The 14,378-nt window shown below is 40.4% G+C and carries 8 protein-coding genes; 1 reads left to right on the forward strand and 7 read right to left on the reverse strand.

Annotation, left to right across the window (positions count from 1 at the left end):
• Positions 1–39: 39 nt before the first annotated feature.
• The 7 genes from KCTC52924_RS05010 to KCTC52924_RS05040 form a co-directional block, all read right to left on the reverse strand.
• The gene (locus KCTC52924_RS05010) at positions 40–897 is read right to left on the reverse strand and encodes a fumarylacetoacetate hydrolase family protein (RefSeq protein WP_251806874.1); all 858 of its coding nucleotides are present in this window, start codon (positions 895–897) and stop codon (positions 40–42) included.
• Positions 898–1,016: 119 nt separating this feature from the next.
• Complete coding sequence (locus tag KCTC52924_RS05015; protein ID WP_370671516.1) at positions 1,017–2,615, reverse strand: arylsulfatase; 1,599 nt, start codon at positions 2,613–2,615, stop codon at positions 1,017–1,019.
• Between the two features lie 13 nt (positions 2,616–2,628).
• The gene (locus KCTC52924_RS05020; RefSeq protein ID WP_251806872.1) at positions 2,629–4,980 is read right to left on the reverse strand and encodes a PDZ domain-containing protein; all 2,352 of its coding nucleotides are present in this window, start codon (positions 4,978–4,980) and stop codon (positions 2,629–2,631) included.
• A 177-nt stretch (positions 4,981–5,157) separates the two neighbouring features.
• Positions 5,158–7,401, reverse strand: coding sequence for an alpha-L-fucosidase (locus tag KCTC52924_RS05025; protein ID WP_251806871.1), 2,244 nt, complete (start codon positions 7,399–7,401; stop codon positions 5,158–5,160).
• A 209-nt stretch (positions 7,402–7,610) separates the two neighbouring features.
• Positions 7,611–8,387: an SDR family NAD(P)-dependent oxidoreductase gene (locus KCTC52924_RS05030; RefSeq protein ID WP_251806870.1), complete on the reverse strand. Its 777-nt coding sequence runs from the start codon at positions 8,385–8,387 to the stop codon at positions 7,611–7,613.
• A gap of 40 nt (positions 8,388–8,427) precedes the next feature.
• Positions 8,428–9,759 (reverse strand): L-fuconate dehydratase, encoded by a 1,332-nt coding sequence (locus KCTC52924_RS05035; RefSeq protein WP_251806869.1) that lies wholly within the window; start codon positions 9,757–9,759, stop codon positions 8,428–8,430.
• Between the two features lie 97 nt (positions 9,760–9,856).
• Positions 9,857–10,729, reverse strand: a complete 873-nt coding sequence (locus KCTC52924_RS05040) for an AraC family transcriptional regulator (RefSeq protein ID WP_251806868.1) — start codon at positions 10,727–10,729, stop codon at positions 9,857–9,859.
• 462 nt (positions 10,730–11,191) lie between these two features.
• Between KCTC52924_RS05040 and KCTC52924_RS05045 the strand changes: the two genes are divergently transcribed.
• Positions 11,192–14,368, forward strand: a complete 3,177-nt coding sequence (locus tag KCTC52924_RS05045) for a TonB-dependent receptor (protein WP_251806867.1) — start codon at positions 11,192–11,194, stop codon at positions 14,366–14,368.
• Positions 14,369–14,378: the final 10 nt, after the last annotated feature.

Here is a 14,378-nt window from a genome sequence, read left to right on the forward strand (position 1 = left end):
CTAATTTTATGAGGGCAATTTCAATTTCTAAATCAATTATTAACCTTGGTATGCCTTTGCTGTCTGCTTGGAGCTTCCTAATCCTTCGATTCCTAATTCTACCACATCACCTTGTTTTAAGTATTTAGGGGGATTAAATCCTAAACCAACCCCAAACGGAGTTCCAGTAGAAATAATATCTCCTGGCAAAAGGGTCATAAACTGACTGATATAGCTCACTACTTCCTGAATGTTAAAAATAAAGTCGGAGGTAGAGCTATCCTGTACGGTCTCCCCGTTCAACTTTAGCCAAAGGTGCAGGTTGTTAGGGTCTTTAATTTCATCTTTTGTTGCAATAAATGGCCCTACAGGCGCAAAAGTGTCACAACTCTTTCCTTTTACCCATTGTCCTTCCCGTTCAATTTGAAATTCCCTTTCGCTATAATCGTTGTGCAGCACGTAACCAGCAACATGTTCCATAGCGTTTTCTTCCGAAACATAGGAGGCTTTCTTACCGATAACAACCGCCAATTCTACCTCCCAATCTGTTTTTTTACTTCCTTTTGGAATGATAAGGTCATCGTTAGGACCTACTATTGCAGAAGTAGCCTTAAAGAACAATACTGGCTCCTTAGGGACCGCCATGCCACTTTCAGCCGCGTGTTTCGCGTAATTAAGTCCAACACATACAATTTTCGAGGGTCTAACCAAGGGAGCTCCCAAACGAACATTATCAGCTACTTTAGGACAGTTACTTTCATTTTCTGCCAACCATTTTTTTAATTGCTCCAATCCGTCTGTTCCAAAGAAATCCTCGTTGTAATCCCTTCCAAATGCAGATACGTCTATCCTGGCACCGTTTTCCAACTGTACACCAGGCTTTTCCTTTCCTACCTCTCCAAATCGAATTAATTTCATTTTTTTATTATTTTTAAATTGATTTTTATTCTAATCTTAATCTCCGAGAATGATGGTTACAGAGCCTGCCTATCGGCAGGTATGGTCAAAGCCACCTCTCAATACTCACTACTTTGTACTCAATACTCATCACCAAAAACTTCCAATTGCTTCCAATTCTTACTACCATAACCTTCTGGGTCGTTTTCCTGATTTTTCCCAGGCGTACTTCTTCCATTCTTAATATAGGCAACCATCAACTGCGTAAGTTCTTTTTCCACTTCCTGGAACTGTCCATAAAGATTGGTCGATTCACTTGGATCATTAGCCAAGTCATACAACTGGAATTTAGGAAGCTCCCCAATATTTTCCGAATTTGGTTTGGGGTCACTCCATCCACCGGAATCCGGACTAAATATCATTTTCCAATTTTCTTTTCTAATCGCAAAATTTCCGTTTATGGAATGATGTACGGTAGCCTCTCTCCTATAGGCTTCAGAATTGGAATCATATAGTACGGGTAAAATGGAAAAGCTATCTTCTGCCTCATTATCCATTAAATCTACCCCAACAATATCTGCACATGTAGCTAGGAGGTCTGTGGTACAAATCGTTTTATCGGAAACTGAACCCGCTTTTATTTTGGATGGCCATTTTACCATAAACGGCACTCGGTGTCCTCCTTCAAAAATATCGGCCTTGTGACCTCTGTAAATTCCGTTAGGACTATGCCCTTTTGCTAGCATCTCATTAATATCTGCTGCTGGTGAACAGCCATTATCGCTCGTAAAGATAACGATAGTATTATTTTCTATACCCGATTCTTTAATTGCATCTGCCAACTGTCCCATATAGGCATCTATCAGCATCATAAAATCCCCATAAGGATTTAAATTACTTTTTCCCGCCCATTCTTCGGTGGGTAGAATTGGGGTATGTGGTGAAGGGAGTGCCAAGTATAAAAAGAAAGGGTTTTCATTTTTGGATTTTTCTTTAACATAGTCAATGGATCTTCTGAAAAAATTGGGGGTAACATCCTCAAAATCGAAGTCACGGGCTGTAGGACCTTTTCGCCACCAGCCATATTTATCTTTGCTTTCGGTAACCGTATCGGGCACCATAGTAGGCATTCCATTTTCCACATAAACATAAGGGGCCATATCTAGCGACCCGCTATGTCCGTAAGAATAGGTGAAGCCTAAATCCTTGGGTGAATTTTTTACTGCTTTTGAAAAATTTATATTTTCAAAATCGTTAGGATTCCAACCTTCACCAGATATAGCCTTGGGATCTTTAAGGGCCCAGTCCCAGCCCAAATGCCATTTCCCAATAAAAGCGGTTTCATACCCTTCCTTTAGAAGCAATGAAGCTACAGTAGTCCTATTATTGGGAATAAGCGCCTTAGAGTTCCCTGTAAGCACACTGCTTTTTAAGGGGCTTCTCCAATTATACCTTCCCGTTATGATTCCGTAACGAGTGGGAGTACATACCGCAGAGGAGGTATGGGCATCCGTAAACCGCATCCCTTGTTTAGCAATGGCATCTAGATTTGGTGTCTTTATCTTACCATCAGGATTATAAATGGCGATATCCCCATAACCAAGGTCATCGGCAAGGACATAGATGATATTGGGCATTATTTTTCCCTTTTTTACTTTTGTCTTGCTTGTAGCACCACAGGAAGATAATGACCCAGCCATTATAACCAAAATTAAATAACTTAAAAATCTACTATTCATATCCGATCAGCGTTTAGATTTTTGTGTTTATTATAATTTTATTTTCCTTCTGGTCCCTTATTACGGTAAGGTTTAATTTTCCCATCCAATTATAGGTTTGGTACGCTTTCATAAGATCTGCGACCGTATCTATTTGGTGTCCTTCTGCTAGAACAATGACATCTCCTTGCTGTAATTCCGAATTTCCAGCGACGGATTCCCCTTCAATGGATACTAATAAAACACCTGCCGTCTTGTTTAATCCAGATGCCGACCGTTCTGCCATGGTGGTGATATTTTTAATTTTAGCACCCAACCAATCGAATATTGCTTCCTTATCACTGTCTTCCCCGAAAAATAGCTGAGGGTTCTCTGGAATTTTTGCAAGCGACTTCAGTTTTTCATTAGTAACTCCAAACTGATCCATTTCAAAATTCTTGAATCCAATTTTCAATGCATGGGAACCTTCTTTAACCTTATAATTTCCGGCTTCTGCATTTAGGAATTGAACCTCACCATACATACTATTTTGATCGACTCCCTTATTTTGAGCATATAACAAGCTTTCTTCATCCGGAAAAAAGTTAAAGTCTATCTCTTTACCCCATGCATCCAAGCGAATATCCTTATGCTGAGTGAAAACGATATTGTGCTTAAATACATCTTCACTATTCTTAAACCATACATGAGGATGAAATCCGTTGTTCAACATGATGTTATTTTCTACGGTACGATAAAATCCTTCCCGTAATTTAATACCTCCGTTTAAACAGAGATTGTTATAGATATGATAATTGGAAGAACCGTCATCCAAGTCTATATCCCATCCATGATCACAGCGGAATCTATTATTTCTAATAATCGTAGTCTTGATGGCGTCCCATTTTGGCAACTCTGGATTATCGGTCACAATTTGATTCATCGTATTCCGATTAGGGTGCCAAAAGCGGTCTCTACCCCAAGAATTAAATGCCCCGTGATCTCCAGATTCCAATACAGTATTAAAAACATCGTTGTACTCAAGTATGTGTCCGCCCCAAGTACCGTCCCCAATATTTATCCCCGCTCTAGGAACATCATAAATACTGTTATGACTTACGGTTATATCCATGGCCATGGCAATTTGCACACCCGCCGTTTGTTTCTCTACTCTTCCCGTACGATGAATCAGATTATTATCTACAACAGAATTACTGGGATAGGTATTGTTTTTTGGTCCTTTAACGGTGTCCATTTCTGCTACGGGAACAAATTTTCCATACTGAAATGAAGGTGACCGCACCGCTTCGGGACTTCCTACGAAACTAATGCCCGATGCCCCCACGTTATGAATATGGTTTTCGGATAGGGTTACTTCCCTATTAAAATTACTTACAAAGATGGCATTCCCCCCCAGGTTGGTCAGTTCACAATTCTGAACACTTACATTATGTGTCCCTTCCAAAAAAATGGCGCCACCTCTATAGATGGTCCAATCGCTTCTAAGCAAAGGTTCATAATCTTCCATAATTGTACGTTGAGCATGTTCAAAGCGTATTCCACTTATTTGAATATCACGCACCGGATTTTCCTCAACGCCCACTATCTCTAATAAATGCTTTTGTTGAACTCCTTCCATTAGGGCATTGGTAATAGTGTTTCCCTCTTTGGGCCAATAAAACAACTTATAGTCTTTATCTAAATACCACTCCCCTGGAACGTCTAATTCTTCAAATACATTCTCAACCATGCGATACTTATTGTGCATATCTGAAGGACGGTTATTCTGATGTCCACCAGACAATATAAGTTTGCCATTTTCATCAACCCCTCTAGAAACGTAATGGAATCCACCCCACTCCCCACTATGCATCGCATGAATTATGGCTCCTTCAGGATTTGCCCAAGTATTTATTCTTTCTGGAGATATGGCATCGGCAGCATGACCTTGCCAGTGCCCTCCATTCTCATCATAATTGGGGTAACGGGCCAATATTTGCTGTTTTCCATCAACAAAAAGCTGATCAAACTTATCCTCTTTTTGTAATTGTGCTACCCATATATTATCGTTGTACTTTTCCCATTTAGGGGTAAGCACTTTAGAACCTTTAATTATAGTCTTATCTGCACCTTTGCCAACTATTTTTAAAGGTCCGTGTTCTGGTTGAATCCTAATTGGGGAACTTAACCGATACTCCCCTTCCATTAAGTGTAGTGTCAATGTATTTTGAACCCCTTCACTTCTCAATTGAACTACGGCATTAAGTCCTTCATCAAGAGCGTTAAAACCCAGTTCTCCATCTTTAGATTCTTTCCCATTGGCCGTTATATAAATATCGGATACCGATGGGGAACACCCTATTAAGCATAAGGCTATCACTAAAATAAATGGCACTGTTTTTTTCATTTCTATTATAAAAGTTTCTTACCTAAATTCTCACTAGTCGATACTAGGCTCACAACTATATGCGATTTCGACAACGCCTGCCTATCGGCAGGTAAACTAAATCATCATCAAAACCTAATGGCGGAGCGGGGCCGAAGCCACATCTCACTACTCAATACTTTGTACTCAATACTATTTTCAATCTACCAAAAAATCGACCTCCGCGATAGCTGCAACTTTACTACCACCTGCAATTTCTTTGGACTCCACTCTAATATATCGAGTACTTATAGCCGATTTAAAGTCATGCTTTCTGGTCACCGGATCGTTAATCAGGTTTCCAAATTCAAAATCCTCCACCGTTTTCCAAGATTTCCCATCAGCACTAGATAGTATCCGACCCTGTTGAATCATCCCTTCCGAAGACTCCGTCTGTGGGGTATAAGTAAATCCTTTTAGTGAATACTCCTCTCCCAAATCGATATTGATATAATGTGGGGCTCCCTTATCACCGGAACTCCAGAAAGTGGCCGGATCGCCATCAAAGGCCTTTTCTGCTGTTTGTTCACCGATATAGCTATCCTCACCCAAGGATTTCCAATCCTTTTTGATAATCCCGAATTCGGTATTGGCAACACTGCCCATTTCTTCCTTAATCTGGGACACTGCTTTTATCTCTCCTGAGGGAAATAAAAACTTTTCTGTATAGATAGGGGAATCTGCTGTTGGATTGGATCCATCCTTGGTATACCTAATGGTATACTCCCCATTTAAATTTCCGCTAATATCCTGACCATGGGGCTTCCATCCAAAATCTTCCTTTTTAGGGAAAATGCTTACCATTCCATCTACATTTCTTTCGATTGTAAGTTGTGGGGGGCGTGTATTATAATAATAGGCCCCGATATTGGAAATGGCTGGATACCACCTAGATTGCAACAACCTCACCCTTAATTTATTGGTGGTCACTTCAGGGAATCGCAATATTCTCTTATACCCAATATTAGTGGATACCGCTATTTCTTTCCATTCATTGTTAATCCAAGCATCCAAAGCATGATTTTCTACCCTTTCCCCATGTGTTGCTATAGCCTCCTGTAATACAAATCTATTTAGAGTAATGGGATTCCTTGTGCTTATGATAATTTCACTATTCTCCTTGTCGAACACCTCAAAGCTGTCCGTATCCGTATCTAGGACCATCTTGGGGCCATCAGCGCCTGCCAATAAATTATCCGTATAGGTTTCCTTTATCCGCTGCCCTACTTCTTCCAGAACTCGAACATCTTCTGGAGAAAATCTCCCCTCTCTGTTCGGAGGAATATTTAATAGGAACGTAGTATTACCACCTACAGATCTTTCGTAAATATCAAAAACATCGTCTGTGCTACGCACCTTTTGATCGGTATCGTCCCTATAAAACCAACCTTCTCTGATGGAAGTATTGATTTCAGCTTGTTGATAATGCAAAAACTTGCCTTCATACAGTTTTTCACGGCTTCCTATATCTTCAGCGGTTATGTCATCAAATCTGTTCAGGTTAGCTGGATCCTCTAAGTACGGAATTACATTCCACTCCGTATCCCTTGTATCCCCAGCTTCATTACCGCACCATCGGATATCTTCTTTACCGAAAATTACCGTTTCTGGCGCCAACGTCCTTATCAATTTTTTCCAAGCCAAATAGTTATAAGTCTGTCCCCCCTTGCGTTTCGGGTGAGCACCATCAAACCACACTTCGTGGATTGGGCCGTATTCGGTTAACAGCTCAAAAAGCTGATTTAAGAAGTATTCGTTATAATCGTCTACCTTAAAATTAAAGGTGGTCTTATTTTCAAAAGGCCTTCCTTCAACCGTTCTTGGAATGGTGCGTTCGGTATACTCACTTAAGTTCCCATAAAGGCCTTCCTCATTTTCTATCTGGTACAAATCTGCTGGAGACAGATACACCCCTAGTTTAAGACCGTACTTTTCGCATGATTCCGAAAGCTCTTTTAACACATCACCCTTTCCGTCTTTAAATGGAGTGGACATTATTCCGTGTTCGGTATATCTACTTTGCCACAGTACAAATCCGTCATGGTGCTTTACCGTAAGGATTACTTTTTTCATTCCCGCATCACTCATAGCCTTACACCATTGATCCGTGTCCAAATTCTGAAGGTCGAATACCGTAGGATCTTCCATCCCATTTCCCCATTCCATTCTAGTAAAAGTATTAGGTCCAAAATGGATAAACGCGATAAATTCGTTTTTTAAGGCCTCATACTGGTTAGACGTAGGAACTACATGCGCCGCTTTTAAAATGATGGAGTCCTTGGTATCCGTATCCTTTACGGGAATGGTATTGGAAACAGGCATAATCAAAGCATCAAACTTTGGTTTTTGGGAACAAGCCGTTAAAAAAACTGCTATAGCTAAAAATTGAAATACTTTATTCATTTTATTATTCATTCACTTTTGTTACTAATCAATTTCCTCAGGGTAAGCTCAAAAGGCAATGGACGGAAAATTCCGGATTGCTCAGGAATAGGAACTATTGGTAATTGGCTTTACGATTAGGTTGTTAATAATCGTCTAATTTGCCCATCTAAAAATTACCGCTTTTTCAAATTGACAAATTAGCACATTGATATATTAGCACACTAAACCTATCCATTCAGCTTTATATATCCTCCATCAATTGGGAAATCGGTTCCCGTTATAAAGGAAGCCTCATCCGAACACAGATACAATGCTAGATTAGCAACTTCTTCTGGTTTCCCCATTCTACCAATAGGCTGTGTTTTAGAAAGTTTTTCAAACATCTCTGCTTCCTTTCCTGGATAGTTCTTACCTATAAATCCGTCAACAAAGGGGGTATGGATTCTTGCTGGAGAAATACTGTTACAACGGATTCCCTGATCCAAATAGTCCTTTGCTACAGAAAGCGTCATAGTCATCACCGCACCTTTGGACATGGAATAGGCAAACCGGTCCGATATTCCTACCGAAGAAGCAATGGAGGCCATATTGACTATTACGCCACCTTTTTCTTTCATTTTTCCTATTACCGCGTGCATACAATTATACACTCCTTTAATATTTACATTGTAGATCCGGTCCATATCGGCTACAGCCGTCCCTTCCAAGTTCCCAACATGGGCAATACCAGCATTGTTCACAAGGATGTCTATATATTGTTTTTCGGCGATGGTTGCCACAATTTGAGCTACTTGCTCCGTATTGGAGACATCACAGGAGTGAAAAGTAGCTTTACCTCCCGCAGCAGAAATTTCCGCTACCGTTCTATCTCCGTTTTCCGCATTAAATTCCAATATATGCACTTGCGCCCCTTGGGCCGCAAATTTTTTGGAAATGGCTTCTCCAATACCACTGGCCCCGCCAGTAACAATTGCTGTTTTATTCTTTAAACTAAAAAGTGTCATGTTCTTGTTCAGATTAATATTCTATTATAAATCCTTTTTTTTATTGCTTTGATTTTTCGGCCGCATCCTGCTGCCAAATAATACCATTTGGAAAACTGTAATCCTCCAAGGATTGCTCCTTCATGGTAATACTATATCCAGGCATGGAAGGAGGCATATAGGCCCCGTTCTTAATCACCACTGGGTCGTAAAAATGCTCGTGCAAATGATCTACATACTCAATTATTCTATCCTCCATGGTTCCACTAATCGCAATAAAATCGATCATAGAAAGGTGCTGAACATATTCACATAATCCTACCCCACCTGCATGTGGACAAACAGGGATATTAAATTTAGCCGCCATTAAAAGGATGGCCAAAATTTCATTTACGCCACCAACCCTACAACTATCAATTTGGCAGATACCAATGGCATCGGCCTGCATTAATTGCTTAAACATCACCCTGTTCTGGCAGTGCTCACCGGTAGCTACTTTTATTGGGTGGACCGCCTTTGCTATTTTAGCGTGACCCAAAATATCATCGGGACTAGTAGGCTCTTCAATCCACCATGGCTCAAACTTCTTAAGTGCTGCCATATTGGTTATCGCCTCGTCCACATCCCATTTCTGATTGGCATCCATCATCAATTTTAGATCTGATCCAATTTCTTCCCGGATAATAGCTGCGCGTCGCATATCGTCTTGTAAATCAGAACCTACCTTAATTTTCATATGCTTAAATCCAGCTTCTTTTGCCTCCCTACAGAGGCGCCTCATCTTATCATCCGAGTAACCCAACCATCCAGCAGAAGTCGTATAGGCAGGATAACCATTTTTAAGCAAATAGTCTATTCTTTCCTGCTTCCCAGCCTCTTTTACCTTCAAAAGCTGCAGGGCCTCATCAGGTGTAATAGCATCTGTAATATACGTGAAATCGATACAGGACACCAACTCCTCTGGAGACATGTCCGCCAACAATTTCCATAGCGGTTTCTTTTCCATTTTAGCGTATAGATCCCAAACTGCATTTACAACGGCACCAGTGGCAAGATGGATCACCCCTTTCTCCGGGCCTAACCACCTCAACTGACTGTCTCCGGTAATCATCTTCCAGAAAGCTCCCATGTTCTGGATAAAGCTTTCCATAGATTTTCCTTTCACCAAAGGAGCAAGGGAGTGGATCGCCGCTGCACAAAGTTCATTGCCCCTACCTATAGTAAAGGTAAGCCCATGACCTTCCAAACCGTCTGGATGGTCCGTTTTCAAAATAACATAGGCCGCGGAATAATCCGGATCAGGATTCATTGCATCCGAACCATCTAAGGATTTACTAGTAGGGAATCGGACATCTTTTACTAAAACATCCGTGATTATGGTTTTACTACTCATTGCATAATGTATTAGACAAACAAAATTAAAACTAACCCTACAACATCTCAACCACCACAAGTCTCATTTCTGATACTTTTTTGACCTTTTTATAGTTCTAATCCTGTTTTTGAGTATGAAGTTTAATATAAGCAGAAGGAGACATGCCCATTATTGATTTAAAATGTCGGTTAAAATTGGAAATATTATTAAATCCCGATTCATAACAGACCGGGGTAATATTATCCCTATTCTCTATCAACAATTTACAGGCATACCCAATTCTTATTTCATTAAGGTAGCTCGTAAATGTCTTCCTGTGAATCCTTTTAAAGAACCTGCTAAAGGCCGAGGGATTCATCTTGGCTATTTCCGCCACATCCTTAGAGCCTATGGGTTGATTAAAGTTTTTGAAAATAAATTCATAGATTTCATCCAAATTCTTATTATCCGTTTTATTAAACGAATTTAAAAACCCCGGACTGGATAATAATTGGTATTCCTCATGAATGGCGAGTAGCTGAAGAATTTCTAAAAGCCTTATCGTCTTGTTAAACGGGTCCAAAGTGAGCAGGCCCCTAATCTTCGTGAGTACAGTAGTATCTATACCTACAAATTTAATTCCCTGGCTTGCTCTTTTTATCAATTGGGAAATGGATTTCATTTCCATAGTCTTTAAAAAATCCATCCCTAAAAAATCTTCCTTAAAATGGATGGCGATCGCCTCGGAAGACAATTCGGAATGGTCTTCAAAATAAACTTCATCATTGAGCCACATATGAGGCAGATTTTCACCTAGAAGCACCAATTCACCCTCCTCAAACTTCTCAATTCCATCCCCTATAAATCGGGTTCCCGTACTTTTTACAATATACACTAATTCCAATTCTGGATGATAATGCCACACTTTTAAAAAATAGGGAAAACTGTTTTGGGTAACAGTGAAGGAACTATTTTGCAAACTGGTCCTATCAAGTAAATGTAGTTTCATAATATGGTATAGATAAACAACTAAAACAATCTATTTTAGACTATAAATATACTCACTTTTGACCAATTTTACGACTTGGGCAAAAAAAGTATCGTAAATTGCTTGTTATTTGGTTGACTCATAAATAAATACCAAATATATTCGAATATTCCTTTTTTTACAGATAACTACTTACACATAAAGGATACAGTTATAATCACTAATTAATTCCAAAAATCGAAACTGTATAAGGGCTATTTAAAAATGCTCTAAAAGAATTAGTAAGCTCTTGGGTATAAGGTTATCTGAATTTACAAAGGAATCACAACTAACTAAACTAACTTAATAAAAACACTTATGAAAATGTATTGAAAAAGAGAAACATCAAAGGATTCACTTTCACAAATAATCTATTATTATTGGCGAATTCGCAGTTTAAGAAAGTGATGTAAAAAATTAGCCAACTAACAAAACACCAAAAACATGAAAAAATTAAACTCAGCGGAGCCTTTCCCCTCGGATTGGCCAAGCAAGTATCATTTAAAGATGAAACTGACCGCCCTTTTGCTTGTAATTTCACTATTTAAAATTCAAGCTAATTCTTACGCAGAGACCACGAAACCAACATTAGACCTTATAAATGCTAGTGCTCTACAACATTCGGTTAGCGGAACAATTACGGATACTCACGGTAGTCCACTCCCCGGAGCAAACATCGTAGAAAAAGGATCCAGTAATGGGGTTACCTCTGATTTTGACGGTAATTTTTCAATTAATGTTGCCAATGTAAATGCAACCCTTGTTATTTCTTACATTGGGTTTGCTTCTAAAGAAGTCCCCCTCAACGGACAAAACACTGTTGCCGTTAGCTTGGAAGAAAGCGCTTCCGGACTGGATGAGGTAGTGTTAATCGGTTACGGAACACAGAAAAAAAGTGACCTCACCGGCGCCGTGGGCTCCGTTAAGGCAGAAGAATTGGCAGAAAGACCGGCAGCCTCATTGAACCAGGCCATTGCCGGTAGGGTTTCCGGTGTGAACGTTACTTCTGGCTCGGGAAGACCTGGGGGTAGAACAGCCGTACGGATCCGTGGAAATACATCGGTAAGCATCGCCAATACACCACTTTACGTAATTGACGGTGTAATACTGAGTGCCGCCAGCCTACCCAATGGCAGTACTCCGATAGATTACATGAACCCCAATGATATCGAATCTATTGAAGTTTTAAAAGATGCTTCCGCGACAGCCATATACGGTGCAAGAGGCGCCAATGGGGTAATTCTGGTGAGCACCAAAAAAGGCACCACTACTGGTCGCACCAATATTAGTTATGATGTAGATTTCAGCTTAGGGACATTACCAAAGAAACTTGATTTATTGAATTCAGAAGAGTTTCTGCGTGTTGAGGAAATCGCATATGCCAATGCTGAAAAGTACGACCCCGATGGGTGGGCAGGTGGAAGATATACCGACCCTAGATTAAAGAGAACGGATCCTAGACTTTTTGACACCAACGGCAACCCACTTTATGATACCGATTGGCAGGATGAAGCAATTAGGGACGCTTTTATCCAAAATCACCAACTTTCTTTTACTGGTGGTAATGAAAACTCCAATTTCGGACTATTTATGGGTTTCAGGGATGAAGAGGGACTAATCATAGAATCATGGCTGAAACGCTATTCTGGTAGATTTACATTAGATACCGATGTTACCGACTGGTTAAAGATTGGAGGAAGTTTAAGCTATAACGACCAAAACGAAAAGCAAGTAGACCAACTTGGTGGCGGTGGTATCACTACAATGCGCCAAGTTTATGAAGCCCTACCGATTATACCGGTCCGTTATGAAGACGGCAGTTGGGGATCCAACATACACTATCCAGGGATGGAAGGAGGCGGCAGCCCTGTGGCGGTAGCAAATGATCGCAGATATTTCCTAAAGACCCAGACTGTTCTAGGGAATTTCTATAGCAATATTAAATTCAATGAAAACCTTCAATTAAGAACTACTCTAGGCGCCAATATCCTTAATCAAAGAAATGATTATTACGGAGGTAAGGACCTAAGATATATAGCTATGCCCGATGGAGCCGCATATGTAGACAACGCTCGTTATAACTCATGGCAGTTTGAAAACTATTTGACCTATACCAAAGATTTTGATCGTGACAATTCATTATCGGCCATGTTAGGCCTTTCTTGGCAACATATAGATGAGTTTAGCGCAAGGGCATCCACCCGTGGGTTTGCCGATGACTTTTACGGTTTTAACAACCTCGGGGCAGGGTCCAACCCACAGGCGCCGTCTTCCAGTAAAATCGCTTACGGGCTAAACTCTTATTTTGGGCGTGTCAACTATAACTACAAGAACAAATACTTGTTCACTCTTACAGGTAGAGCTGACGGATCTTCAAAATTTGGACCAGAAAATCAATTTGCATTTTTCCCTTCGGCGGCATTGGCATGGAGGGTATCAGAAGAGGATTTTTTACAAGAAGCTTCTGCTATTTCCAATCTAAAGCTTAGAGCAAGTTACGGTACAACAGGCAACTCTGAAATACCAGCTTACAGAGCATTGGCCGGCTTGTCCAATGGCACGGTGATTTTTGATGGCGCTCGTTCTCCCTATACCGTCCCAGGACGTATGGCCAATCCGGATTTAAAATGGGAAAAAACGGACCAGGTAGATGCCGGTCTTGAAATAGCCCTATTCAATAATCGTATTGGGTTAGAAATTGATGTATATAGAAAGTTGACCACCGATATGCTCTTAAATGCCCCCGTACCCTCTTCAAGTGGCTTTACCAATGTATTTAGAAACGTGGGAAGTATGGAAAACAAGGGTATTGAAGTTAATTTGAATACTACCAATATAGATAATGAAATTTTTGGCTGGAACAGCAACTTCAATATTTCAATTAATAAAAATAAAGTAGTTGAGCTTTCAGGAGGCTCCGATATATTCTTGGGGTCAACATTGATCCGTGTTGGTGAACCTGTCGGTACTTTCTTCGGATATATCGATGAGGGCACATGGAACACCGATGAGGCAGCCCAGGCAGCAATCTATGACAGGTTGCCCGGCGACATCAAATACCGCGACCTCAACAATGATGGGGCCATCAATAGCGATGATAGGGCAATCATCGGAAAAGGTATAGCCGACGGTTTCGGAACCTTTTCAAATACCTTCAGATATGGCAATCTAGAGCTACTGGTTGACCTGCAGTTTCAATATGGCAATAGTGTGATGTACCGAGACGAACATTCTTCTGAAGACCGTCAAACAATTGCCAATAGTTTCAAGACTGTTTTAAATGCGTGGACTCCTGAAAATCAGGATACCCATATTGCCCAGATAAGACCTATTGCTGCCGGATATGACACTAATAACGATTCAGGAAAATTAAAGGATGCTTCATTTCTAAGAGGAAGAAATTTGATGCTATCCTATGTTTTTAAACCTGAATTGGTCCAGCGTTTGCACTTGAATCGCATAAGAGTATATACTTCAGTTCAGAACTTTTTTGTAGCAACGAATTATCCAGGGTATGACCCTGAAAGTTCGAATGGTGGTGGGGCTTTCGACCAAGGATTCTCCCTTTACGATTATCCGAGACCCCGTACCTTTATGCTAGGATTAAATGTTGGACTATAACCATATAAAA

It is taken from the genome of Arenibacter antarcticus (assembly GCF_041320605.1).
Classification (GTDB): Bacteria; Bacteroidota; Bacteroidia; order Flavobacteriales; family Flavobacteriaceae; genus Arenibacter; species Arenibacter antarcticus.

Coding starts and splice junctions, on each gene's coding strand:
- KCTC52924_RS05010 (WP_251806874.1), bottom strand. CDS start 897: ATGAAATTAATTCGATTTGGAGAGGTAGGAAAGGAAAAGCCTGGTGTA.
- KCTC52924_RS05015 (WP_370671516.1), bottom strand. CDS start 2,615: ATGAATAGTAGATTTTTAAGTTATTTAATTTTGGTTATAATGGCTGGG.
- KCTC52924_RS05020 (WP_251806872.1), bottom strand. CDS start 4,980: ATGAAAAAAACAGTGCCATTTATTTTAGTGATAGCCTTATGCTTAATA.
- KCTC52924_RS05025 (WP_251806871.1), bottom strand. CDS start 7,401: ATGAATAAAGTATTTCAATTTTTAGCTATAGCAGTTTTTTTAACGGCT.
- KCTC52924_RS05030 (WP_251806870.1), bottom strand. CDS start 8,387: ATGACACTTTTTAGTTTAAAGAATAAAACAGCAATTGTTACTGGCGGG.
- KCTC52924_RS05035 (WP_251806869.1), bottom strand. CDS start 9,759: ATGAGTAGTAAAACCATAATCACGGATGTTTTAGTAAAAGATGTCCGA.
- KCTC52924_RS05040 (WP_251806868.1), bottom strand. CDS start 10,729: ATGAAACTACATTTACTTGATAGGACCAGTTTGCAAAATAGTTCCTTC.
- KCTC52924_RS05045 (WP_251806867.1), top strand. CDS start 11,192: ATGAAAAAATTAAACTCAGCGGAGCCTTTCCCCTCGGATTGGCCAAGC.